The organism is Trinickia sp. (assembly GCF_051961175.1).
Taxonomy (GTDB): domain Bacteria; phylum Pseudomonadota; class Gammaproteobacteria; order Burkholderiales; family Burkholderiaceae; genus Trinickia.
This window is the reverse complement of record NZ_JBQCDN010000027.1, coordinates 1-22,675: the sequence shown is the minus strand read 5'-3', so window position 1 is coordinate 22,675 and position 22,675 is coordinate 1. Positions and strand designations below refer to the sequence as shown.

Sequence of the window (22,675 nt, the reverse complement as noted above, 5' to 3'; positions counted from 1 at the left end):
CTTGGCCGGCCGCCCGCGTCGCCGCACCTTGGTCCTCGCGCCGGGCACGCGCCGCGCTCTGCCTGAGCGCCCGGCGTCGCGCATCGAAGCCGGCGCGTTTCGTCGTCGCCACGTTCGGCCACAGCCGAGCCGTCGGCAATCACTATTTCCGTCCGGGTAGCGGCACATCGCCGCAAGACCGGGCCAGCAAGCCACGAGAACGAGCCACATGCGGGCGTAAAGCCTTGCGCGGCCTATCCGTAAAGGAGCAGCTATCAGATGAAATCGGCGTTTTCCTTCCTTCCGCACTGGCCGTTCGTGCCGGACGCAGTCTTTTGGGCGGGGCTGGCCTTGCTCGTCGCCGGCCTGCTCGGCGAGCTGTGCTATCGCGCCTGGCGTTTGCCGCGCGTCTCCGGCTATGCCGTGATCGGTCTGATGGCGGGGGCATCCGGCTTCGGCGCCATCGACGCCGGCTCGGGCGGCTCCCTGCGGCTGTTGCTCGACGTGGCGCTGGGGCTGCTCCTGTTCGAGCTCGGCGGCCGCCTGGATCTGCGCTGGATTCGCCGCAACCCCTGGCTCGTGGCGTCGAGCCTGGCCGAAGCAACGCTCACGTTCGTCCTCGTATTGCTCGCGCTCTTGTTCGCGCACGTCGGCGGCGCCATGGCAACCGTGATCGCCGCCATCGCGATGTCGACTTCACCGGCCATGGTCATCCAGCTCAAGACCGAACTGCGCGCCGAAGGACAAGTCACGCAACGTCTGCTGACGCTGACGGCGCTCAACAGCATGTATGCGGTCGTCATCGAAAAAATCGCCTCGGGCTGGCTGCACCAGGAGGTCTACGGCAACGTGTTCGCCACGATCGTGCAGCCGCTGTACCTGCTCGTCGGCTCGCTCGTGCTGGCTTACCTGCTCGCCAAAGCCTGCATGTTCTTCTATCGATCGATGCAGGTTCAGGACGAGCATTCGTTCGTCGCGCTGTTCGGCCTCGTGCTGTTGGCGATCGCAATCGCCCACTTGTTCAATCTATCGACGATCCTGAGCCTGCTGGCCGCCGGCATCATCGTGAAGAATCTCGAGGCGAAGCCTCAGCTGTGGCCGGAGCACTTCGGTACCGCGGGCTGGCTGCTGACGGTCATTCTGTTCGTGCTCACGTTGACCGCCTTCGAATGGCACGACATCGCGCTTGGCGGTCTCGCGGCGGTGTTGCTCATCGTGGCGCGTTTCATCGCCAAGCTCGTCGGCGTGCTCGCCTTCGCGAAACCCAGCGGCATCGGCTGGAAGCAAGGCGTCGCACTCGGGCTGTCGCTGTCGCCGATGTCGGCGCTCGCATATTTGCTTGTCGACGACACCTACGCCCTCTATCCGAACTTCGATCCGACGCTGCGCGCCGTCGTCATGTGTTCGATTGTCGTTCTGCAAATCGTCGGGCCCTGGCTCGTCTATCGATCGCTCGCGCTCGTCGGCGAGCGCCGCGCTTGAAAGCCATCCGCAAGCCCTGATCGGCCCAGAAGGAAAACACTATGGCACTTGAACCGTTCGTCAATTCCAAACCATTCACGTTCGGCGTCGAACTGGAGATCCAGGTCGTCAATACGCACGATTACGATTTGACGAAGGCCGCTTCGGATCTCATGCGGCTCGTCAAAGATCAGAAAATCCCCGGCAACATCACGCCCGAAATCACCGAGAGCATGATCGAGCTATCGACGGGTATCTGCCATTCGCACGAGGAAGCGCTCGCGCAGCTGCGGTCGTTGCGCGACACGCTCGTATCGGCTGCCGATCAGCTCAACGTTGGCCTGGCGGGGGGCGGTACGCACGCGTTTCAGCAGTGGAGCGAGCGGCAGATCTTCGATGCACCGCGTTTTCAGTATCTCTCCGAGCTCTACGGTTATCTGGCCAAGCAGTTCACCGTTTTCGGTCAGCACGTGCACATCGGCTGTCCCGACCCCGACAGCGCGCTTTTCCTGCTGCATGCGATGTCGCGATTCATTCCGCATTTCATCGCGCTGTCGGCGTCGTCGCCGTACGTGCAAGGCGTCGATACGGGCTTTCACTCGGCTCGCCTGAATTCTGTGTTTGCCTTCCCGTTATCGGGGCGTGCGCCGTTTGTGCTGACGTGGGAGGGCTTCGAAGAATACTTTTCGAAGATGGTGGCGACGGGCGTCGTCAACAGCATGAAAGATTTCTACTGGGACATCCGGCCCAAGCCCGGTTTCGGCACGATCGAAGTGCGGGTGATGGACACGCCGCTGTCGGTCGATCGCGCGGCGGCCATCGCCTGCTACATCCAGACGCTCGCGCGGCACCTGCTCGTCGATAAGCCGTTCGTGCCGAAGGAGGACGACTACCTCGTCTACACGTTCAACCGGTTCGAAGCCTGCCGCTTCGGGCTGGGCGGTACGTGCATCAATCCGCAGACGGGCACGCGGCGGCCGATATTCGAGGATATCCTCGAAACGCTTCGTGTGATCGAACCGCATGCGGATGCGCTCCATTCGTCAGCCGCATTGCGCGAAATCGCCAACATCGCTCAGGGGCAAGTAAACGATGCGACATGGCTGCGCGGTATCGTCGCAAAAGAGAAGTCGTTGCACGAAGCGGTTCGTCAACAGTGCTTGCGATGGCGGGGGTTTTAGTCTTTTACGTTTACAACGTATACATATGTAGTAGTAGTTAACAAGGGGGCGGGGTGTCTGTGGAGAACTCGATTTTCCTCTGACGCTTCAAGCACCTGCGTAAACGATAACCACGTGGCTCTCGAGTGCGGAACTGACATGAGGTTGGGGCAACTCAAGGGGCATTTCAATTTGCCCCGACTTATCCAGAAATCGCGCACAACCGGCTCGACTCGTTATACAAGACTTATCCACAACGTCAGCTGAATAACTTAGCTGTACTATTTTTCTCCGTCGCTTAAAATGGCGCGTCTGCTGGACAAGCGTCATGCCCATGACGCAGCATCGGTGTAAAACCCATGCGCTCTTGCGAGCTGCTCACCCTCGCTCCGGGAGCCAAGTCCAGGTGCGCTCCTGCGGGCGGGGCGCTTCTGGGCTTCTGAAATAGTAAAATCGGCATGCTCAAGCGAGGCGTGCCGTCCGACGGGGCTGCCGGGCGCCGCAAGGCAAGGCGCGAGCAGGCAACCGAATCAGCAGCGGCATGCTGTCAATGGCGAAATAGCGAACAAAGACTATGAGCGAAGGTGTATACGGAGAGCAGGCGACCGGGCGCGTGACCCACAGCTTGCTACGTTTGAGCACGGCAATGCGCTCTCAAGCCTGGGAATGGGCTGAGAGTGCAGGGCTCACGCCTACGCAGGGTGAGATCCTGGTGCTGCTGATGCAACGCAAGGGTCCGCTGCGGCTCGGCGAGATCGCTCGCGAGACGGCGCTGACGGCTGCCACCACGAGCGATGCCGTGAGCACGCTCGAAACGAAGGGGCTCATCGAAAAGCGCCGCACGACAGAAGACGGCCGGGCGCTGGCCGTCAAACTGACCGCGCGCGGCCGCACGGCCGCCAAGCGTGCGCAGCAGTGGCCGGATTTTCTGACGGAAGCGATCGGTACCCTGCGCAATGAAGAACAGGCCGTCTTCTATCGCACGATGATCAAGATGATTCGCCAATTGGAAGTGCAAGGCGACATCCCCGCGCATCGCATGTGCGTGACATGCCGATTTTTTGAAGTCAGCAAGAGTCCGAAGAAGTCGGCTCATCGCTGCTCGGCGCTCAATCTGGCGCTCGGCGATGCCGAGCTGCGTCTTGATTGTCCCGTTCATGAAGAGGCCGATTCGCTGGCCCAAAAGAAGATCTGGAAGATCTTCGCGCAAAACGCTGGCTGAACGGTTCGGTCCGCTGCTCAAGGCCCACGCGGCCTGCGCGTGTGCAGCCACGCGGCGCGTATCGCGTACCGGTCTCGAACCAGCCGCAAGCAATCGCGCAAAGAACGCACGGATTCGTTCGGACGACGTTGAACGAAGCAGCCGTCCGCGTGTACGATTGGCGCTTTGTGACGTTTGCGGCGTCACAGCCTTCTCGCGGCGTCCCTTGGGCGCCGCGTTTTCCATCCCGCGCGGCAACGCACGCGCGTTCCCTGTGTATATCGACCCTGAGGCATTCTGAGGATTTATCGATGAGTTCACGCAAGTTGGTCGTGCGCCAGTCCGGCGTGCATGGCAAAGGCGTATTTGCCGCCGTGCCGCTCAAGGAGGGTGAGCGTCTGCTGGAGTACAAGGGTGAGCGCATCTCGTGGAAGGAAGCGTTGCGGCGGCATCCGCACAATCCCGCCGAGCCGAATCACACGTTTTACTTCGCGCTTGAAGATGGCCGCGTGATCGACGGAAAGGTGAATGGCAACAGCGCGCGCTGGATCAACCATTCGTGCGCGCCGAATTGCGAAGCGGAAGAAGTCGACGGCCGCGTTTTCATCCACGCGCTGCGAGACATTCCGGCCGAAGAAGAGCTGTTTTACGACTACGGTCTCGTGATCGACGCGCGTCAAACCAAGAAGCTCAAAGACGAATACGCCTGCCGATGCGGCGCACGCAAATGCCGCGGCACGATGCTCGCACCGAAACGCGGCAAGAACGGTAAGGGCTGAAGTTAAAGGCCGCCGGGCGGTGCCTGCGCGGTAGCGGGCGCCGTTTGTCCCGCATCCGGTGCAGCCTGTCCAGGTATCGCGAGCGGCATCCGTAACACGAAACGGGCCCCGCCACCGCTCGCGTCCTCATAGCGCACGCTGCCGCCATGCAGATTCATGATGTCGTGCACGATCGCCAGGCCCAATCCGGCGCCGGCTTCGACGCTTGCGTCGGCCGTATCCAGACGGTCGCCGCGAAAGAACCGTTTGAACAAATCGGCCTGCAAGCCAGGGGCGACCCCGGCACCGTTATCTTCGACGGCAATTTCCGCGAATCGGCCGCCGTCTTCGTCGATCGTTTCCGCAACGGTCACGGTGACGTTCGCCCCGCTGAGCCGGGCCGACGGCAGGTATTTGAGGGCGTTGTCGAGCAGGTTCGCGATGACTTCACGCAGCAGCACCGGGTTGCCTCGCACGACGAGCGGCTCGTCGTTCGTAGGCCGGTCCAGGCGCTGAAAACCGAGATCGACATGCGCAGCGAGCGCGCGCGGCACCCATTCCGCACCGGTCTCGAAGGCCAGTCCCGCGATGTCGAGCTCGGCAAAGCGAGCCGTCTGGGCGCCGGGCTCGGCCCGTGCGAGCGAAAGCAGTTGATTCGATAGCCGCACCGCGCGATCGGCTGCGGCGCGCAGCTCGTGCACTGCCGCGAGCGTCTGCTGTTCGTCGCGTGCATTCGCGGCCTGTTCGGCGTGCAGTTTCACGGCGGTGAGCGGCGTGCGCAGCTGATGGGCCGCGTCGGCGATGAACTTGCGCTGAGCGTCCACAGCTGTTTTCAGCCGCACGAGCAGTGCGTTCATCGCACTCGTCAGCGGCTTGATTTCCATCGGCACATACGTTTCGTCTACAGGCTCGAGCGACGTATGCGTTTGCCGGTTCAGTGAATCGGCGAGCACCGTCAACGGATTGAGCTCCTGATTGACGACACGCCAAACGATACCCCACCCCGCGAACAGCAACAGCAGCAGCGGCATCATGATCGCGACGAGAAATTCGGCCGCGATGCGGTAGCGGTGCCGCAGCGGCTGCGCGACTTCGACGACAATCGGACTGCCGGTGGCTTGCAGCACGCGCACTTGAGCGACACGTACATGCATGCCTTCGAATTGCGCGTCGAAGACGTAGGCCGCCCGCTGCTCGCGCACGCGCGTGCCGAACAGCGGCAGCTGGCTTTCCCCTGCGATCTCGTGCTCGCCGTCGCTGATGCGGTAAATCAACTGGTCGCTCGGATCGGAAAACATTGCATGAGCGAGCGGCGGCACCGTCGAACGCGCTTTGGGCCCGGCGATCTGGATTTGCTTCGAAATGGCTGTCGCCAAATCCGCCAACGAGCGGTCGATGACGTGCTGCGTGTATTGCCAGGCCAGCCAATAAGCGATGAGACCGCTCATCAGAGCGAGAAGAGACAGCGGCGCGGCGAGCCGCCGCAGAAGCGAGCGGCGCAAGCTGGTCGCGGCGGCATGCGGCATGGCGAGGGATCGTAAGGGGAACGAGAAGGGCGTATGCCGCCCCGGCGATGCGTAGGGGCGCGAGCGCGACCGGCTGCTCGCGCCGCTCACGTCACGATGCCTGGCGGATTTCCTGCAGCAGGTAACCGAACCCGCGCACAGTCACGATTTCGACGCGGCAGTTTTCGAGCTTTTTGCGCACACGATGCACGTAGACTTCGATGGCGGTGTCGCCCAGATCGCCGCCGAAGTGAGTCAGGTGGTCCTGCAACTGCGCTTTGCTCACGACGCGGCCATGGCGCAGCAACAGCATCTCCAGCACGGCGAATTCGCGCGGCGACAGTTCCAGCGCTTTGTCGTCGTTGAAGATACGGCGATCGACGCCCGACAGACGGACGCCGCCGAGCGAAACCTCCGGCCGCGGAACATCGCTGTGCGGGCCGCTGCGGCGCATGACGGCGCGGATGCGCGCTTCGAGTTCCGCGGGCTCGAACGGCTTGAGCATGTAATCGTCGGCGCCGGCATTGAGCCCTTGCACGCGATCGTTCAGTTCGTCGCGCGCCGTCAGCACGATCACGGGCGTATGACGGTTGGACTGCCGAAAGCGCGAGAGCAGCGTCATGCCGTCGATGCCGGGCAAGCCGAGATCCAGGATGACGAGTTCATGGCGGTTTTGCGTGAGGGCTTGCTCAGCAAAGATGCCGTCGTGAACCATGTCGACGGTGAACCCGGCTTGTTCGAGGCTGCTTTGAATGCCGCGCGCGATGGGGCGGTCGTCTTCGATCAGAAGGAGTCGCATGGAATTCGCTCAAGTACAATGGATGACGCATTTCTAGCACGCCGACCGGCGATGCCTCCGCCACACAGCAAAGCGTGCCGCCGCAAAGAAAAGCTCCGGCGCTTACTCGAACGATCACGAACATGTCCGAGATTACGATCAACGAACTGGAAGCCGCGATCAATTTTTGGCGCGCCCGTTCGCCCTCCAGCGGCGATGAGCTCAGCTTGTGCAAGGAGGCTAGTGCACTGTCCAAGCCGTATGCGCTGATGATTGTACAGCGTCAGGCCACCCTATCGTCAGACCGGCTCGACGCGACCGCCCGCGATGCGTGGGAAATCTACGTACAGGCCGAGCACCGGTAGTGCCCAAGAACCGAGGTGAACGGCCGGCCCGTGACAATCGGCCGCCGCACCGGCCTCAACCGCGCATGCTTTTCGCGGCACCTTCGATGAATTCGGCCAGCGCGATGTCCCGCTCGGTGACTCCTTGCGCATCGTGCGTGGTCAGCGTGATGTCGACCGTGTGATAAACGTTGAACCATTCCGGGTGATGGTTCATCTCCTGTGCCTTGATGGCCACGCGCGTCATGAAGCCGAACGCTTCGTTGAAATCGGCGAATTTGAATTGCCGATGGATGGCGTCGCGCCCTGCGACGGCTTGCCAGCCATTCAACCTGGAAAGCTGCGTCGCGCGTTCCTCCGAAGTGAGTTTGTGGATCATGGCGCTCCTCCTTATATGGGCCATGGGGCAGGGGATCGACCCGATTGCCGCCGCGCGAATTGCGCGGCCGACCCATGACGATCCGGCCATTTTTTCACAATTGCGACGATGACGCAGTGCCGTCGCCGCCAGCGGCGCCGCGGATGGTGCGCTTATTCTCATTCACGACTGCTTGGCGTTCAGACATCGCCCTCGCTCGCCCATCCTTTGCCGCTGCCGCGTGTCATGACTGTGTCGGCCGGCAATACGTCGCCGGCGCCGAACACAGGTGCGCCCGCCAATTCGCCGACAAGCGCACTCAAGTCGGTGCGCGCGATGTCGAACAGTTGCCCGAAATCATCGATAACGAAGTACGTCTTTTGGAACGTGTCGATTCGGTAGCGCGTGCGCAAGACGCGCTCGAGCGAAAAGCCGATGCGGTTCGGGCTGTCGCTGTGTTGGCTGTACAGCGTTTCGCTCTTGCTGGAAACGATGCCCGCCCCATAGATGCGCACGCCGTTCGGGCTCGCAGCGTCGCGCATGAGACCGAATTCGACGGTGTACCAATAGAGCCGCGCGAACAAGGGTAGCGCTTGCGGATCGCCGGCAAACGCAAGGGCGGTCTGGCCGTACGCCTGCATGTAGTCGGCGAAGACCGGCTCGATCAACAGCGGGACATGACCGAACAGATCGTGAAAGCAGTCGGGCTCTTGCAAGTAATCGAGCTGATCCGGCCTGCGCATCCACCATGTCACAGGAAAGCGGCGATTGGCCAAATGCTCGAAGAAGACGCGATCGGGCACGAGCCCGGGCACGGCTACGATCTCGAAGCCCGTGGCGGCGCGCAGCTGACGATTCAGTGCGGAGAACGACGGGACACGGTTCGCCGGCAGTTCCAGTCTGGCGAGCCCTGCGAGGAATGCGTCGCATACACGGCCTTCGAGCAGGGCAGCCTGACGGGCATACAAATGCGCCCAAACGGCATGATCGACATCGCTGTAACGGTCCAGCGGCTGGTCGATCGTGAAATCGTCCCGTGTGACGAGGCCCGCATCGAATTGCGCTTTTAGTTTGGCAGTGGCGGACATGACGAGTACCTGCATCGATGGTTCATTGGATGCAAGTCTAGTGCAGGCTTGACGCGCAATGGGCGCAAATACTGTGTGAATAACGGTATATATGCGATAATCACGCATACAAATGCGGCGGAATGCGGGAAAAATTCATGTTAGAACTCGACCACTTCGATTTGGCTTTGCTCGAGGTGCTGCAGCGCTTCGGGCGCGCCACCCATCAGCAGCTTGGCGAACGCGTGCCGCTCTCGCCGTCGCAGATCGGCCGGCGCCTGCAACGGCTCGAATCGGTGGGCGTCATCGATGGCTACCGGGTGGTGCTCCGGCCCGAAAAACTCGGGCTCGGCGTGACGGCGTTCACGAGCCTGAAACTCAAACATCACGGCGATTCCATCGTCGAGCAGTTTCAGCAGCAAATCGACGTGCTGCCTGAAGTGCTCGAGTGTCACGCCGTGGTGGGCGATGCCGATTACCTTCTGCGTATCGTCGCCCCGGATCTGAACGCGTTGTCTTCGTTCGTCATGAAAAAACTGATGCGCGTGCCGGGGGTCGACAGCGTTCGCTCGAACATCGTGCTGACAACGTTCAAGCGCAACGGCCCGCTGCCGCTCGGCCATCTATCGCCGGGGGCGGCGGCCGTTTGAAGGCGCTTGGCCGCTTCGGGGCGCGCCCCTTCAGGCCGCGCGGCCTCCCAGGCCGTCGTTGAGCAGATCGACATAGGCCACGGCCACGAGATCGGCCTGCGAGACGCCGAGCTTGGAGAACAGCGTATGCGCTTCCGCCTCGCCTTCCTCCTCGTCGTCATCGGGGGCGAGCACGACTTCGAGTTCGACGAAATCGCCCAGCCCATCCACGCGATCCAAATGAATGCGCGTGCGTCCCGCGAGGTAGACGTGACGCTCCTTGGTCACGATGCCGCGGGTGGTGAGCGCCGTGGCGAGCAGCGCATGCATCGCATCCGGATTCGTGACGGGGCTGCGCGTGTAGTACGACGCCTTCGGCCCGTCCCGATCGTCGCGTTGGTAGAAGATCAGCTCCGAGGGCGTGCCGTCGTCGAATTGGCGTAGCTTCAGACGGCCGCGCGGCACGTCATAGAAAAAGTCCTGTTGGCGAAAAATCAGCGGCGCTTCGCCGGAGAGCGCGGCTGCGCGCTCCCGCAGTTCGTCGAACGCGCGGGCGCGGGCTTTCAGTTCAATGTTGCGTGCCATGTCGAGCTCCTGTCGAAACGTAGATGAGACGAGGGGGGGCGGCCAACCGAGCAAGCACGGCCGGCCCGGCGAGCCGATGGACCGCGATGTCAGTCGCGTCGTACAGCTTGCCGGCACAGGACAACGGAATGCACAAACCGGGAAAAAACGCGCCCGCGGGAAGGGGCGGGGCGTTTAACGACGAATCTATCAAAAAGCGGCAGCGCGTGTCGGCCAAGATGGCGACCGGCCGCATCGCTCATCTGCCGGCGCGGCGTGTCATGGTGCAACGCCGTTTGCCTACGAGGGTATATCCGCATGAGTCCGCATGAGTTGCTTCGGGCATCCGGCTGGACTACGCTTGCTTGCAACTCGATGTCCGGCGGTGTGCCCCATGATGAGCGAAACGATTGTCGAAGGCGAGTTCGATTATGTGATCGTCGGTGCCGGCACGGCCGGCTGCGTGCTGGCGAATCGGCTCAGCCAGGACGCCGATGTCAGCGTTCTGCTGATCGAGGCGGGCGGCAAGGACGACTATCGCTGGATCCATGTGCCCGTCGGCTACCTCTACTGCATCGGCAACCCGCGCACCGATTGGCGCTATCGCACGGGTGAGGAAGCCGGGCTCGGCGGCCGTTCGCTGGCCTATCCGCGCGGGCGTGTGCTGGGCGGCAGCTCGTCGATCAACGGCATGATCTATATGCGCGGGCAGCGCGAGGATTACGACGAATGGGCGCGCGTGTCGGGCGATTCCGGATGGTCGTGGGATGCCGTGCTGCCCATCTTCAAGCGCAGCGAGGATCACCACGGCGGAGCCGATGCGTGGCATGGCGTGGGGGGGCCCTGGCGCGTCGAACGGCAGCGCCTGAAATGGCAGGTGCTCGAAGCGTTCCGGGAGGCGGCGCAACAATCGGGGATCCCCGCCACCGACGATTTCAATCGGGGCGATAACAGCGGCGTGGGCTACTTCGACGTCAATCAGAAGCGTGGGGTACGCTGGAACGCATCGAAGGCGTTCCTGCGGCCCGCGCTCGAGCGTCCGAATCTGACCGTCGTTACCGGCGCGCAGGTGCGCCGTCTGACGTTCGATGGCAAGCGTTGCACGGGCGTGACCTATCGCGGCGGCGCTTCCGGCATGCGCGAGTTCGTTGCGACAGCACGCGCTGAAGTCGTGCTGGCCGCGGGCGCTGTCAATTCGCCGCAACTGCTCGAGCTGTCGGGCGTCGGCAACGGGGCGCGACTACAGCGGCTCGGCATCGATGTCGTGCACGATCTGCGCGGCGTGGGCGAGAACCTGCAGGACCATCTGCAATTGCGGATGGCGTATCGGGTGCGCGGCGTGCGTACGCTCAATACGATGACGGCGCACTGGTGGGGCAAGCTGCTGATCGGCATGCAATATGCGTTGTGGCGCAGCGGTCCAATGTCGATGGCGCCTTCACAGTTGGGCGCGTTTGCGAAGTCTGCCGACAACGATGCTTCGATCACCCGCCCCGACATCGAATACCACGTGCAGCCGCTATCGCTCGACCGCTTCGGCGAACCGCTGCATCGCTTCAATGCATTCACGGCATCGGCATGTCATTTGCGTCCGACTTCGCGCGGCAGCATTCATATCGAATCGCCCGATCCGTTCGCGCCGCCGGCAATCGCGCCGAACTACCTGTCGACCGATTACGATCGCCACGTGGCCGCCAATGCGCTGCGGCTGACGCGACGCATTGTGCAAGCGCCCGCGTTCGCGCGCTACGCACCGGAGGAGATCTTGCCCGGGCCACAGTTCCAAACCGAAGAAGAGCTCATGCAGGCGGCGGGTGCCGTCGGCACGACGATCTTCCATCCTGTCGGGACATGCCGGATGGGTTGCGCCGACGATCCCGGCGCGGTGGTCGATGCGCGCTTGCGCGTGCTCGGTGTGATGGGGCTGCGGGTGGTGGATGCCTCCGTGATGCCGACCATCACCTCGGGCAACACGAACTCGCCGACGTTGATGATCGCCGAGCGTGCCAGCGACATGATTCGCGCCGATCGTCGTGCGCGCGCTTCGTCGGCGAGCAATGCCACACCTGCTGCGATCACGTCGGCTTCGTGACCGTTACCTTTCGAAACCGGGCCGGGCGGCCTCAAGGGCAGCATCCAATTCGGTTGCTCACGCAATCAAGCACGAATAAGCACTAGTGCAAATCCCTATGATTGCGCTGCATCATTGGCGCGACAATGCGCGATGCCGCATGGGGCGGGGCCGACCTCTCCGCGTTGATGCACCATGCCAAAAACGGCGGGCGTCCCGATTACCATGGGCGCATCGTCCTGGGATGCAACGCGCGCGACAAGCGCGCGCCACCTGCAGTGCTTCGCCTGACTTCGCATGGAAGGGGACATGATTCTCGGCGACACGATTTTGGAAACGCGCGGGCTGACCAAGGAGTTCAAGGGCTTCACGGCCGTGAACGGCGTGAACCTGCGCGTGCGCCGCGGTTCGATCCATGCGCTGATCGGCCCGAACGGCGCAGGCAAGACGACGTGTTTCAATTTGCTGACGAAGTTTCTCGAGCCGAGCGCCGGGCAGATCGTCTTCAACAATGTCGATATCACACGCGAGCGTCCCGCTCAGATCGCACGGCGCGGCATCATCCGCTCGTTTCAGATTTCAGCCGTTTTTCCGCATTTGACCGTCCTTCAAAACGTGCGGATCGGGCTGCAGCGCGCACTGGGTACGGCTTATCACTTCTGGCGCAGCGAACGCACGCTGCATCGGCTCGACGATCGCGCTCGCGAATTGCTGGAGCAGGTGGGCCTGACCGATTTCGCCAATACGGTCACGGTCGAACTGTCGTACGGCCGCAAGCGCGCACTCGAAATCGCCACGACGCTCGCGATGGAGCCGGAACTGATGCTGCTCGACGAACCGACGCAAGGCATGGGCCACGAAGATGTCGACCGGGTCACCGCGTTGATCAAGAAGGTGTCGGCGGGGCGCACGATTCTGATGGTCGAGCACAACATGAATGTGATCGCGGGCATCTCCGATACGATCACCGTCCTGCAACGGGGCGAAGTGCTCGCGGAAGGCAGCTATGCCGAAGTATCGAAGAATCCGCTCGTGATGCAAGCCTATATGGGCAGTGCCGACGCGGCATTGACGGGGGCGCATGGATGAACCACACGGAGCGGGAAAGCATCGCGGTGAGCGGCAATGAGCAAGCGCTGGACAGCGCGCCGGCCGCATTGACGATCTCGGGCCTGCAAGCGTGGTACGGCGAATCGCACATCCTGCACGGCGTCGACTTGAGCGTGCGGCGTGGGGAAGTCGTGACCTTGCTGGGCCGCAACGGCGCAGGGCGCACGACGACGCTGCGCGCGATCATGGGCCTCACGGGCCGGCGGACAGGTTCGGTGCGCATCGGCGAGAAAGAGACGATCCATATGGCGACTCACAAGATCGCGCATTGCGGGGTGGGCTATTGCCCCGAAGAGCGCGCGATCTTCTCGAGCCTGTCGTGCGAGGAGAATCTGCTGTTGCCGCCGATGGTGGGCGCGAGCAGCCACGCGATGTCGCTCGACGAAATCTACGAGATGTTCCCGAACCTGAAAGAGCGCCGGATGAGCCAGGGTACGCGGCTCTCGGGCGGCGAGCAGCAGATGCTGGCCGTTGCGCGGATCTTGCGCACGGGCGCGAACCTGCTCTTGCTCGACGAAATTTCCGAAGGGCTCGCCCCTGTCATCGTTCAAACATTGGCGCGCATGATTCTGGCGCTCAAATCGCGCGGCTACACGATCGTGATGGTCGAGCAGAACTTCCGGTTCGCGGCGCCGCTGGCCGATCGCTTCTACGTCATGGAGCACGGCTGCATCGTCGAACATTTTGTCGCCAGCGAACTCGAAAGCAAGATGCCGGTGCTGCACGATCTGCTGGGCGTCTGACGCCGGGCAGGATGGATTCAGGCGCGTCGTGTTTCGAGCGCGCCGCACCCGATGCATCGGATGCATGATAAGGGCAGTTGCACGCACAACCATAAGCGAAGAAGGAGATACCAATGAGAACCCCGTTGCTCGCAAGCGCTGTTCGCACTCTCGCAGTCACCGGCACGGCGCTCGCCGCCGCGCTGGCCGCCCAGCATGCGGTCGCCGCCGGCAATCAAGTCACGATGGGCTTCATCACCGATATGTCGGGCCTGTATGCCGATATCGACGGCAAGGGCGGTGCGACCGCGATCCAGATGGCCATCGACGATTTCGGCGGCAAGGTGAACGGCATGCCGATCAAGCTGATCACGCAGGACCACCAGAACAAGGCCGACATCGCCGCCTCCACCGCCCGCAAATGGATCGACACCGAAGGTCTCGACATGCTGATCGGCGGGACGAACTCGGCGACGGGTCTCGCCATGAACGACGTGATCAAGGAGAAGAAGCGGCCGTACTTCTCGATCGGCGCGGGCACCGATGCGCTCACGAACAAGCAATGCACGCCCTACACGATCCACTACGCCTATGACACGACGGCGCTGGCACGCGGCACGGGTTCGGCGATCGTCAAGCAAGGGTTCAAGAACTGGTATTTCCTGACGGCCGACTACGCCTTCGGCAAATCGCTCGAACAGAACACGGCGAAGGTGGTCGAGGCGAACGGCGGCAAGGTGCTCGGTAATGCGCTGCACCCGTTGTCGGCGTCGGATTTCTCGTCATTCCTGCTGCAGGCCCAATCGTCGAAGGCGCAAGTGCTTGGCCTGGCCAACGCGGGCGGCGACACGGTGAACTCGCTGAAGGCGGCCAAGGAATTCGGCATTACAAAGACGATGAAGATCGCCGCGCTGCTGATGTTCCTCGACGATGTGCACAGCGTGGGCCTGCCGACTGCGCAGGGCTTGCTGCTGACCGACAGCTGGTACTGGGATCAAAACGCCAAATCGCGCGAGTGGGCGCAGAAGTACTTCAAGAAGACGGGCAAGATGCCCTCGAGCTTGCAAGCGGCCGATTATTCCGCGGCGATGGATTATCTGAACGCTGTGAAGGCTGTCGGTTCGACCGATCCCGACAAGGTGATGGCGCAGCTTCACAAGCAGCCGGTCGACGACTTCTACGCAAAGGGCTCGGTGCGGCCCGATGGCGTGATGCTGCACGACATGTATCTGTTCCAGGTGAAGACGCCGGAAGAATCGAAGAAGCCGTGGGACTACTACACGCTGAAGGCGACGATTCCGGGCGATCAAGCGTTCGGCACTAAGGCCGAAACGCAGTGCGATCTGTGGAAGTAGTAACAAGCCTTCGCGGCGCGCATACGTGATACGCACGTGATGCGCGCCGCCCGATCGCGCGCGTCTATTTTTCTTTGACGGCAGGTTCGATGGATATCTTCGGCATTCCGTTGCAGGCCATGCTGGGCCAGCTCTTGCTCGGGCTCGTGAACGGTTCGTTCTACGCGATCCTGAGCCTCGGGCTGGCCGTGATCTTCGGCATGCTCAACGTCATCAACTTCGCGCACGGCGCGTTGTTCATGCTCGGCGCCATGCTCGCGTGGATGGGCCTCTCTTATTTCGGCGTGCCGTACTGGGCGATGCTCGTGTTGGCGCCGCTCATCGTCGGGTTGTTCGGCGTCGTCATCGAACGCTCGATGCTGCGCTGGCTTTATCGCCTCGATCACCTTTACGGGCTGTTGCTGACGTTCGGGCTCACGCTTGTCGTCGAAGGCGTGTTCCGCTCCATCTACGGTTCTTCAGGACAGCCGTACGACGTCCCTGAAGCCCTTGCCGGTGCGACGAACCTCGGCTTCATGTATCTGCCGAACTATCGGGCGTGGGTCGTACTCGCGTCGCTCGTGGTGTGCTTCGCCACCTGGTTTGTGATCGAGAAGACGCGGCTCGGCGCTTATCTGCGGGCCGGTACCGAGAACCCGAAGATCGTCGAAGCGTTCGGCGTGAACGTGCCCTTGATGATCACGCTGACCTACGGCTTTGGCGTTGCGCTCGCCGCGTTTGCGGGCGTGCTGGCCGCGCCCGTGATTCAGGTGTCGCCGCTGATGGGACAGCCGATGATCATCACCGTGTTCGCCGTCGTCGTGATCGGGGGCATGGGTTCGATCATGGGATCGATCCTGACCGGCTTGCTGCTCGGCGTCGTGGAAGGCTTCACACGCGTGTTCTATCCCCAGGCGTCGGCCACCGTCGTCTTCGTCATCATGGCGCTCGTCTTGCTCGTGCGCCCGGCGGGCCTCTTCGGCAAGGAGCGGTGATGCAAAGAAAAGTGCTGTACGCCCTGCTGCTCGTGGGGCTTCTCGTCGCACCGTGGCTCGGCGCGTATCCCGTGTTCGTCATGAAGGTGCTGTGCTTCGCGCTCTTCGCAGCCGCGTTCAACCTGCTGATCGGGTACACGGGGCTGCTCTCGTTCGGCCATGCAATGTTCCTCGCCACGGCGGGCTACATGACGGGCTATGGGATCCAGACGGTGGGGCTGACGCCCGAGCTCGGCGTGCTGGCCGGCACGGCGGCCGCCACCTTGCTTGGGCTCGTCGCCGGTTTTTTTGCGATTCGGCGGCAGGGCATCTACTTCGCCATGGTCACGCTGGCGCTCGCGCAGCTGGTCTACTTCATCTATCTGCAAGCCCCGTTCACGGGCGGCGAAGATGGGCTGCAAGGCGTGACCCGCGGTAAGTTGTTCGGACTCCTTAGCTTATCGTCGGACTTGACGCTCTACTACGTCCTGCTCGCCGCCATGGTGCTCGCGTTCCTGCTGATCGTGCGCATCGTCCATTCACCGTTTGGACAAGTACTGACGGCGATTCGCGAGAACGAGCCGCGTGCGGTTTCGCTCGGCTATGACACCGATCGCTTCAAGCTGCTCGCGTTCGTGCTGTCGGCGGGCATTGCGGGCTTCGCCGGATCGCTGAAGGTGCTCGTGCTCGGCTTCGAGACGCTCGGCGATGCCTATTGGACGATGTCGGGGCTCGTGATCCTAATGACGCTCGTGGGCGGCATGGGCACGCTGTTCGGGCCGCTCGTCGGGGCGGCGCTCGTGGTGACGCTCGAAGATCGTCTCGGCGATATCGGTGCCGCGCTGGCCTCGCTGACGCATGTCGATTGGTTCAATACGCTCGGCGATTCGACGACGATCGTGATCGGCATCGTCTTCATTGCGTGTGTGCTCGCGTTCAGGCGTGGAATCGTCGGCGAGATCGTCGCCCGGGTGAGGCCGCTGCGCGGGTGAGCATGGCGGATACGGGGTACTTGCGTTGCGGCGCGCCATTTGTCTGGCGCGTTCCTTCTGCACGAACGTGGGGCGGCGTGAGCCCCGGCGCGGCGCGCTCCGGCGGCGCTGCTGCACGGGGCAGCATGGGCGCGCGCCACGAAACGAGGCGCGATTGCGCGATTTGCGTGCTGCTGTGCACCACTAGGGAAAGTGCTAGGTTGTGGGAGAAGACGGGGTTGTTTAATCTTCGTCTCAGTTCTGATGCACCGAATTTGCAGGTGGAGAACGAGGAGACAATCGAGGCACTCAGTGCCCGTACGAAAGCGCTGTTGGATAGCATCCAACAGCGCTTTTTATTTGCGCGATCCATTTGCGCATTCGTCCGTCTCATTGTGTTCGTGGGCTTCGCCCCCGCCGTACCGCCCCTCCGGTTCGCACGCCTTCCTTTTGTTCGCGAAACGGCCGCACAGCAGCCGGGCTCGCCCTTCCGCATTGTTCCCTTCTCATTGTCTTTTGGCCGCTCAAGCCGCGCGTTCGCTGCTCGTGAGGGCATGATCGGCTACGATCCATCGGGGCGCGTTCGCGGGAGGCATGACAGCGCGCGGCAGCCACTCGAATGACTTTCCGAAGATAACCGATTCAATAACCGATTGGAGCCGGCCGATGAGCCGGCAATGACAACGCGCTTTCTCGCGCAAGCCTCAGGAGATCAGCAATGACGATGAAGCAATGGGTACGTGGCACGCTGGCCGTGGCGATGGTGTGCGGGGCGACGGCCGCCTCCGCGCAGGTGAAGATCGGTGTCGTGCTGTCGACAACGGGGCCGGCCGCTTCGCTCGGCATTCCCGAGAAAAATACCGTGGCACTGTTGCCGAAAGAAATCGGCGGCAAGACGGTGCAGTACATCATCCTCGATGACGCCACCGATACCGGCAAAGCCGTGCAGGACGTGCACAAGCTGATCGATGAAGACCATGTCGACGCGATCGTCGGTTCCACCGTCACGCCGAACTCCCTGGCGATGCTCGATCCGGTTTCGGCCGCCAAGACGCCGATGATTTCACTGGCCGCGTCCGCGAAGATCGTCGAGCCGATGGACGACAAGCGCAAGTGGGCGTTCAAGACGCCGCAAAACGACAGCCTGATGGCCAACGCGATCGCCGACTACATGGCCAAGCATGGCGTGAAAACGGTCGGTTTCATCGGTTTTGCGGATGCCTACGGCGAGAGCTGGAACACCGAGTTCGCGAAAGCGGCCGCCAACGATCATTTGAAGGTCGTGGCGAGCGAGAAATTCAACCGGACGGACGCTTCGGTCACGGGCCAGGTGCTGCGCGTGATGAGCGCGAATCCGGACGCGGTGCTCATCGCGGGCTCAGGTACTCCGGCAGCCTTGCCCGCCAAGGAGCTCAAGCAACGCGGCTATAAGGGCAAGGTCTATCAGACGCACGGCGTGGCCAACAACGACTTCCTGCGCGTCTGCGGCAAGGATTGCGAGGGCGAAATCCTGCCGGCCGGCCCGGTGCTCGTGGCCGATCAGCTGCCGGGCAGCAATCCGGTGCGGCAGTCGTCGCTCGCTTATAAGAACGCGTATGAGAAAGCCTACGGCCCGGGGACGGTGGTGACGTTCGGCGGCCACGCCTGGGATGCGGGGCAAATGCTTCAGCGGGCGATTCCCGAAGCGCTCGCCAAGGCTCAGCCGGGCACCGAGGCATTCCGCGCGGCGCTGCGCGATGCGCTTGAAAACATCAAGGAACTGCCGATTTCGCAAGGGATCATGAACACGTCTGCGGCGAACCATAACGGGCTCGATCAACGCGCGCGCGTCATGGTGGAGGTGGTCGACGGCAAGTGGAAGCTGCTGAACGACTGATTTCCCTCGATTCGTAGCGGCGTAGGTACAGGACTCAAACAGTATGGATTTATCGATTGCGGCGATCCTCGCGCAAGACGGGATCACGACCGGGGCGATCTACGCGCTGCTTGCACTGGCGCTCGTGCTCGTGTTTTCCGTCACGCGTGTCATCTTCATCCCGCAAGGGGAATTCGTTTCGTATGGGGCGCTGACGCTGGCGATGCTGCAAGCGCAGAAGTTTCCGGCCACGGCCATCTTGCTGCCGGTGCTCGGCGCCGCCTGTTTCGTGATCGAGGCGGCGGGCCTCGTGCGGCACGCGGAGCGCCGGCGGCATGCGCCGCGCGCACTGGCGACGCTCGCCAGCCGCTATCTGCTGGGCCCGATCGCCATCTACGCGATTACACAGCATGTATACGCGATGACGCTGCCGATGGCCGTGCAGATCGTGTTGACCCTGGCGATCGTCGTGCCGATGGGGCCGTTCGTCTACCGCTTGGCTTATGAGCCGCTGGCGGAGGCGACCACGCTGCTGCTGCTGATCGTAGCCGTAGCCGTGCACTTCGCGATGGTCGGCTTGGGGCTGCTCATGTTCGGCGCCGAAGGTTCGCGTACGACGGCGTTCTCCGACGGTTCGTTGACCCTCGGCGGGGTGTCGATTTCGGGTCAGAGCGTATGGGTGGTGGCGACGGCGCTCGTTCTTATCGTCGCGCTCTACTTGTTTTTCGATCGCTCGATCTCGGGCAAGGCGCTGCGGGCGACGTCGGTCAATCGGCTCGGCGCGCGGCTTGTCGGTATCGGGACGACGCAAGCGGGGCGGCTCGCGTTCACGTTGGCTGCCGGGCTGGGCGTGCTGTGCGGCATCCTCGTCGCTCCGTTGACGACGATCTACTACGACTCGGGTTTCCTCATCGGCCTGAAGGGGTTTGTCGGCGCGATCATCGGCGGGCTCGTCAGCTATCCGCTGGCGGCAGCCGGCTCGATCCTCGTCGGGCTGCTCGAATCGTATTCGTCGTTCTGGGCGAGCGCCTACAAGGAGGTGATCGTCTTCACGCTCATCATCCCGGTGCTGCTCTGGCGCAGTTTGGCCACGGTGCACGTCGAAGAAGAACAGGAGTGAGCGATGAAGCGCGTGTTTTCTACGGTCAAACCGTTCTGGGCGTTTCTCGTCGTCCTCTTCGCCTTGCCTGTGCTACCCCATCCGCTGCACGTGCCCGAGTACTGGATCACGCTGCTCAACTACATCGGGCTGTATTCGATCGTGGCGCTCGGGCTGGTGCTGCTGACAGGCGTCGGCGGCATGACCAGCTTCGGGCAGGCGGCGTTTGTCGGCGTCGGCGCCTATGCGACTGCCTATCTGACGACGCAGTTCGGCATCTCGGCCTGGATCGCGTTGTTTGTCGGGATCGCGCTGACAGCGGTCGTTGCGCTCGTCATCGGCGCTGTCACTATGCGCTTGTCAGGGCATTTCCTGCCGCTCGGCACGATCGCCTGGGGGCTGTCGCTGTATTACCTGTTCGGCAACCTTGATGCCCTCGGCAAGTACGACGGCATCAACGGCATTCCGGCGTTGAACGTGCTCGGTGCGTCGCTCGGATCGGGGCGGAGCATCTACTACCTGATTTGGGTGGTTGTGCTCGCTTCCGTCGTTTCGATTCAGAACTTACTTAATAGCCGGCCAGGCAGGGCGATCCGCGCCTTGCGGGGCGCCGGTGTGATGGCCGAGGCGATGGGCGTCCACACGGGATGGATGCGCGTCATCATTTTCGTGTATGCGGCCGTGTTGGCGGCCATTTCGGGCTTTCTCTACGCCCATTTGCAGGGCGCCGTGAATCCTACGCCGTTCGGCCTGAACCATGGCATCGAGTATTTGTTCATGGCGGTGGTCGGTGGCGTCGCCCATGTCTGGGGTGCGATTCTGGGTGCGGCGATCCTCACCATCGTTCAGGACTACCTGCAGTCGCTGCTGCCGAAGCTGCTCGGGCAAAGCGGCAACTTCGAAATCATCGTGTTCGGCGTGTTGATGGTCGTCCTGCTGCAATACGCGCGGCAGGGCGTATGGCCGTTCGTCGCGCGGTGGTTTCCGCGCGGCCCGGGGGCCCGGGCGCCCGATCGGGCCGAACCTTTGCCGCGGCGGAGCAGGCCGACGGCAGGCGAGCCATTGCTCGTCGTCAATCGTGCGCGCAAGGAATTCGGCGGGCTCGTGGCCGTCAACGACGTCAGCTTCGAAGTCGAGGCGGGGCAGATCGTCGGGCTGATCGGCCCGAACGGTGCCGGAAAGTCGACGACGTTCAACCTCGTCACCGGCGTATTGCAGGCGACGCGTGGTGAGATCCATTTCCGTGGCGAGCGTATCGATGCGCTCAGTTCACGTGAAATCGCCCGGCGCGGGATTGGCCGCACGTTCCAGCACGTCAAGCTGCTGCCGACGATGACGGTGCTCGAGAACGTCGCGATCGGCGCGCATCTGCGCGGCTCGAGCGGTGTCTGGCGCAGCGTGGCGCGGCTCAATGCGCACGAGGAAGGGCGTCTGCTGTTCGAGGCGGCCGAGCAGATTCGACGGGTCGGCCTGGAGGCGCATATGGACGACGAAGCCGGAAGCCTGCCGCTCGGTCAGCAGCGCATCCTGGAAATCGCGCGGGCGCTATGCTGCGATCCGACGCTATTGCTTCTTGACGAGCCCGCTGCCGGGCTGCGGTATCGAGAAAAACAGCAGCTTGCCGAGCTGCTGCGCAAGTTGAAGGCGGAGGGTATGAGCGTGCTGCTCGTCGAACACGACATGGATTTCGTCATGAATCTCGCCGATCGTCTCGTCGTCATGGAATTCGGGACGCGTATCGCACATGGATTGCCGGAAGACGTGCAGAACGATCCGGCGGTGGTCGAAGCCTATCTCGGCGGGGTGGAATATTGAACGAAACGACGACCACGCCGATTTTGTCCGTTTCGGGACTGTCGGTGCGATATGGGAAGGTGGAAGCGCTTCACGATGTTTCGATCGATGTCCGGCCAGGACAGATCGTCAGCGTGATCGGCCCGAACGGTGCCGGCAAATCGACGCTGCTGAACGCGATCATGGGTGCGCTGCCGGTTAGCGGACACGCGGCCGGGGCGGTGCGCTACCGCGGGGAGGAAGTCGGGGCGTTGCCCGTGGAAAAGCGCGTGGAGCGGGGGATGTGCCTGGTGCCGGAAAAGCGCGAGCTATTCAGCACGATGTCCGTCGAGGACAACCTCGTGCTCGGCGCTTATCGCCGCAAACGTGCAGGGGAACGCGACTTTCTCGATCAACTCGAGCCTGTGTTCGAGCGGTTTCCTCGGCTGAAGGAGCGGCGCAAGCAGGCAGCGGGAACACTGTCGGGCGGCGAGCGGCAAATGCTCGCGCTGGGCCGCGCACTGATGGGCAAGCCCGATCTGCTGATGCTCGATGAACCGAGCCTTGGGCTTGCTCCGCTTATCGTTAAGGAAATCTTCCACATCATCAGCGCACTGCGCACGACCGGTGTGGCGACGTTGCTGATCGAGCAAAATGCACGGGCGGCGCTGCAAGTTTCCGACTACGGCTACGTACTGGAAACTGGCGAACTCGCCCTGGAAGGGGCGGCGGATTCGTTGGCCAGTAACCCTCGCGTCATTGAAACGTATCTGGGTTTGGCGAAGAAGTCGGCGTAGCACGGGGTTGGGGCACCTTCGCTGCGAGCGTGTCCCAATTGTCTGCCCAGTCTGATGTTCCACGTGAAACATCGTCTCGCTTTCCACGCCCGCTGGAAGTCCCCCGGGGCGACAGGCGATTTTGAGTGCATCGGTACGTGCATGCCGGAACCTAGGCCCGTTCCC

General features: G+C 62.6%; 22 protein-coding genes. 17 read left to right on the top strand and 5 right to left on the bottom strand.

The window, feature by feature from the left end; genetic code table 11:
• Window positions 1-258: 258 nt before the first annotated feature.
• The 4 genes from ACTHL0_RS01710 to ACTHL0_RS01695 all read left to right on the top strand — a co-directional run bounded on the left by ACTHL0_RS01710 (window position 259) and on the right by ACTHL0_RS01695 (window position 4,580).
• Window positions 259-1,461, top strand: coding sequence for a cation:proton antiporter (locus ACTHL0_RS01710; RefSeq protein WP_440564847.1), 1,203 nt, complete (start codon window positions 259-261; stop codon window positions 1,459-1,461).
• Window positions 1,462-1,502: 41 nt separating this feature from the next.
• Window positions 1,503-2,621, top strand: coding sequence for a YbdK family carboxylate-amine ligase (locus tag ACTHL0_RS01705; protein WP_440564846.1), 1,119 nt, complete (start codon window positions 1,503-1,505; stop codon window positions 2,619-2,621).
• A gap of 553 nt (window positions 2,622-3,174) precedes the next feature.
• Window positions 3,175-3,822 (top strand): MarR family winged helix-turn-helix transcriptional regulator, encoded by a 648-nt coding sequence (locus ACTHL0_RS01700; RefSeq protein ID WP_440564845.1) that lies wholly within the window; start codon window positions 3,175-3,177, stop codon window positions 3,820-3,822.
• Between the two features lie 290 nt (window positions 3,823-4,112).
• The gene (locus ACTHL0_RS01695) at window positions 4,113-4,580 is read left to right on the top strand and encodes an SET domain-containing protein (protein WP_440564844.1); all 468 of its coding nucleotides are present in this window, start codon (window positions 4,113-4,115) and stop codon (window positions 4,578-4,580) included.
• 2 nt (window positions 4,581-4,582) lie between these two features.
• On the opposite strand, the gene ACTHL0_RS01690 is transcribed toward ACTHL0_RS01695, so the two are convergent.
• Together ACTHL0_RS01690 and ACTHL0_RS01685 are read right to left on the bottom strand one after the other, a co-directional pair.
• Window positions 4,583-6,085, bottom strand: coding sequence for a sensor histidine kinase (locus ACTHL0_RS01690; protein WP_440564843.1), 1,503 nt, complete (start codon window positions 6,083-6,085; stop codon window positions 4,583-4,585).
• Window positions 6,086-6,176: 91 nt separating this feature from the next.
• On the bottom strand, window positions 6,177-6,863 hold the full coding sequence (locus ACTHL0_RS01685; protein WP_440564842.1) for a response regulator transcription factor: 687 nt from the start codon (window positions 6,861-6,863) through the stop codon (window positions 6,177-6,179).
• Between the two features lie 122 nt (window positions 6,864-6,985).
• Here ACTHL0_RS01685 and ACTHL0_RS01680 point away from each other — a divergent pair, with 122 nt between their 5' ends.
• Window positions 6,986-7,207 carry a DUF3717 domain-containing protein gene (locus ACTHL0_RS01680; protein WP_440564841.1) on the top strand — a complete coding sequence of 74 codons (222 nt, stop codon included), beginning with the start codon at window positions 6,986-6,988 and terminating at the stop codon, window positions 7,205-7,207.
• Window positions 7,208-7,262: 55 nt separating this feature from the next.
• Here ACTHL0_RS01680 and ACTHL0_RS01675 read toward each other — a convergent pair whose 3' ends face one another.
• Window positions 7,263-7,565, bottom strand: coding sequence for a 4a-hydroxytetrahydrobiopterin dehydratase (locus tag ACTHL0_RS01675; protein ID WP_440564840.1), 303 nt, complete (start codon window positions 7,563-7,565; stop codon window positions 7,263-7,265).
• Between the two features lie 179 nt (window positions 7,566-7,744).
• Window positions 7,745-8,632: a phenylalanine 4-monooxygenase gene (gene phhA, locus ACTHL0_RS01670; protein WP_440564839.1), complete on the bottom strand. Its 888-nt coding sequence runs from the start codon at window positions 8,630-8,632 to the stop codon at window positions 7,745-7,747.
• Between the two features lie 137 nt (window positions 8,633-8,769).
• Between phhA and ACTHL0_RS01665 the strand changes: the two genes are divergently transcribed.
• Window positions 8,770-9,261: an Lrp/AsnC family transcriptional regulator gene (locus ACTHL0_RS01665; RefSeq protein WP_440564837.1), complete on the top strand. Its 492-nt coding sequence runs from the start codon at window positions 8,770-8,772 to the stop codon at window positions 9,259-9,261.
• Window positions 9,262-9,291: 30 nt separating this feature from the next.
• Here ACTHL0_RS01665 and ACTHL0_RS01660 read toward each other — a convergent pair whose 3' ends face one another.
• A complete protein-coding gene (locus tag ACTHL0_RS01660; protein WP_440564836.1) occupies window positions 9,292-9,825 on the bottom strand; it encodes a class IV adenylate cyclase in 534 nt (177 codons plus the stop codon).
• 373 nt (window positions 9,826-10,198) lie between these two features.
• On the opposite strand from ACTHL0_RS01660, the gene ACTHL0_RS01655 reads away from it, so the two are divergent.
• The 11 genes from ACTHL0_RS01655 (at window position 10,199) to ACTHL0_RS01605 (ending at window position 22,510) form a co-directional block, all read left to right on the top strand.
• Window positions 10,199-11,896 carry a GMC family oxidoreductase gene (locus ACTHL0_RS01655; protein WP_440564835.1) on the top strand — a complete coding sequence of 566 codons (1,698 nt, stop codon included), beginning with the start codon at window positions 10,199-10,201 and terminating at the stop codon, window positions 11,894-11,896.
• A 288-nt stretch (window positions 11,897-12,184) separates the two neighbouring features.
• Window positions 12,185-12,964 carry an ABC transporter ATP-binding protein gene (locus ACTHL0_RS01650; protein ID WP_440564834.1) on the top strand — a complete coding sequence of 260 codons (780 nt, stop codon included), beginning with the start codon at window positions 12,185-12,187 and terminating at the stop codon, window positions 12,962-12,964.
• The gene (locus ACTHL0_RS01645) at window positions 12,961-13,728 is read left to right on the top strand and encodes an ABC transporter ATP-binding protein (protein WP_440564833.1); all 768 of its coding nucleotides are present in this window, start codon (window positions 12,961-12,963) and stop codon (window positions 13,726-13,728) included. The genes ACTHL0_RS01650 and ACTHL0_RS01645 overlap by 4 nt, the downstream gene beginning before the upstream one ends.
• 113 nt (window positions 13,729-13,841) lie before the next feature.
• Window positions 13,842-15,062, top strand: coding sequence for an ABC transporter substrate-binding protein (locus tag ACTHL0_RS01640; RefSeq protein ID WP_440564832.1), 1,221 nt, complete (start codon window positions 13,842-13,844; stop codon window positions 15,060-15,062).
• Window positions 15,063-15,151: 89 nt separating this feature from the next.
• The gene (locus tag ACTHL0_RS01635; protein ID WP_440564831.1) at window positions 15,152-16,036 is read left to right on the top strand and encodes a branched-chain amino acid ABC transporter permease; all 885 of its coding nucleotides are present in this window, start codon (window positions 15,152-15,154) and stop codon (window positions 16,034-16,036) included.
• Window positions 16,036-17,007 (top strand): branched-chain amino acid ABC transporter permease, encoded by a 972-nt coding sequence (locus ACTHL0_RS01630; RefSeq protein WP_440564830.1) that lies wholly within the window; start codon window positions 16,036-16,038, stop codon window positions 17,005-17,007. The genes ACTHL0_RS01635 and ACTHL0_RS01630 overlap by 1 nt, the downstream gene beginning before the upstream one ends.
• A 77-nt stretch (window positions 17,008-17,084) precedes the next feature.
• Window positions 17,085-17,609, top strand: coding sequence for a hypothetical protein (locus ACTHL0_RS01625; protein ID WP_440564829.1), 525 nt, complete (start codon window positions 17,085-17,087; stop codon window positions 17,607-17,609).
• Between the two features lie 95 nt (window positions 17,610-17,704).
• Window positions 17,705-18,862 carry an ABC transporter substrate-binding protein gene (locus ACTHL0_RS01620; RefSeq protein WP_440564828.1) on the top strand — a complete coding sequence of 386 codons (1,158 nt, stop codon included), beginning with the start codon at window positions 17,705-17,707 and terminating at the stop codon, window positions 18,860-18,862.
• Window positions 18,863-18,905: 43 nt separating this feature from the next.
• Window positions 18,906-19,961: a branched-chain amino acid ABC transporter permease gene (locus ACTHL0_RS01615; RefSeq protein WP_440564827.1), complete on the top strand. Its 1,056-nt coding sequence runs from the start codon at window positions 18,906-18,908 to the stop codon at window positions 19,959-19,961.
• Window positions 19,962-19,964: 3 nt separating this feature from the next.
• Window positions 19,965-21,755 (top strand): branched-chain amino acid ABC transporter ATP-binding protein/permease, encoded by a 1,791-nt coding sequence (locus ACTHL0_RS01610; protein WP_440564826.1) that lies wholly within the window; start codon window positions 19,965-19,967, stop codon window positions 21,753-21,755.
• A complete protein-coding gene (locus tag ACTHL0_RS01605) occupies window positions 21,749-22,510 on the top strand; it encodes an ABC transporter ATP-binding protein (RefSeq protein ID WP_440564880.1) in 762 nt (253 codons plus the stop codon). The genes ACTHL0_RS01610 and ACTHL0_RS01605 overlap by 7 nt, the downstream gene beginning before the upstream one ends.
• The last annotated feature ends 165 nt before the right edge of the window (window positions 22,511-22,675 follow it).

Coding starts and splice junctions, on each gene's coding strand:
- ACTHL0_RS01710 (WP_440564847.1), top strand. CDS start 259: ATGAAATCGGCGTTTTCCTTCCTTCCGCACTGGCCGTTCGTGCCGGAC.
- ACTHL0_RS01705 (WP_440564846.1), top strand. CDS start 1,503: ATGGCACTTGAACCGTTCGTCAATTCCAAACCATTCACGTTCGGCGTC.
- ACTHL0_RS01700 (WP_440564845.1), top strand. CDS start 3,175: ATGAGCGAAGGTGTATACGGAGAGCAGGCGACCGGGCGCGTGACCCAC.
- ACTHL0_RS01695 (WP_440564844.1), top strand. CDS start 4,113: ATGAGTTCACGCAAGTTGGTCGTGCGCCAGTCCGGCGTGCATGGCAAA.
- ACTHL0_RS01690 (WP_440564843.1), bottom strand. CDS start 6,085: ATGCCGCATGCCGCCGCGACCAGCTTGCGCCGCTCGCTTCTGCGGCGG.
- ACTHL0_RS01685 (WP_440564842.1), bottom strand. CDS start 6,863: ATGCGACTCCTTCTGATCGAAGACGACCGCCCCATCGCGCGCGGCATT.
- ACTHL0_RS01680 (WP_440564841.1), top strand. CDS start 6,986: ATGTCCGAGATTACGATCAACGAACTGGAAGCCGCGATCAATTTTTGG.
- ACTHL0_RS01675 (WP_440564840.1), bottom strand. CDS start 7,565: ATGATCCACAAACTCACTTCGGAGGAACGCGCGACGCAGCTTTCCAGG.
- phhA (WP_440564839.1), bottom strand. CDS start 8,632: ATGTCCGCCACTGCCAAACTAAAAGCGCAATTCGATGCGGGCCTCGTC.
- ACTHL0_RS01665 (WP_440564837.1), top strand. CDS start 8,770: ATGTTAGAACTCGACCACTTCGATTTGGCTTTGCTCGAGGTGCTGCAG.
- ACTHL0_RS01660 (WP_440564836.1), bottom strand. CDS start 9,825: ATGGCACGCAACATTGAACTGAAAGCCCGCGCCCGCGCGTTCGACGAA.
- ACTHL0_RS01655 (WP_440564835.1), top strand. CDS start 10,199: ATGATGAGCGAAACGATTGTCGAAGGCGAGTTCGATTATGTGATCGTC.
- ACTHL0_RS01650 (WP_440564834.1), top strand. CDS start 12,185: ATGATTCTCGGCGACACGATTTTGGAAACGCGCGGGCTGACCAAGGAG.
- ACTHL0_RS01645 (WP_440564833.1), top strand. CDS start 12,961: ATGAACCACACGGAGCGGGAAAGCATCGCGGTGAGCGGCAATGAGCAA.
- ACTHL0_RS01640 (WP_440564832.1), top strand. CDS start 13,842: ATGAGAACCCCGTTGCTCGCAAGCGCTGTTCGCACTCTCGCAGTCACC.
- ACTHL0_RS01635 (WP_440564831.1), top strand. CDS start 15,152: ATGGATATCTTCGGCATTCCGTTGCAGGCCATGCTGGGCCAGCTCTTG.
- ACTHL0_RS01630 (WP_440564830.1), top strand. CDS start 16,036: ATGCAAAGAAAAGTGCTGTACGCCCTGCTGCTCGTGGGGCTTCTCGTC.
- ACTHL0_RS01620 (WP_440564828.1), top strand. CDS start 17,705: ATGACGATGAAGCAATGGGTACGTGGCACGCTGGCCGTGGCGATGGTG.
- ACTHL0_RS01615 (WP_440564827.1), top strand. CDS start 18,906: ATGGATTTATCGATTGCGGCGATCCTCGCGCAAGACGGGATCACGACC.
- ACTHL0_RS01610 (WP_440564826.1), top strand. CDS start 19,965: ATGAAGCGCGTGTTTTCTACGGTCAAACCGTTCTGGGCGTTTCTCGTC.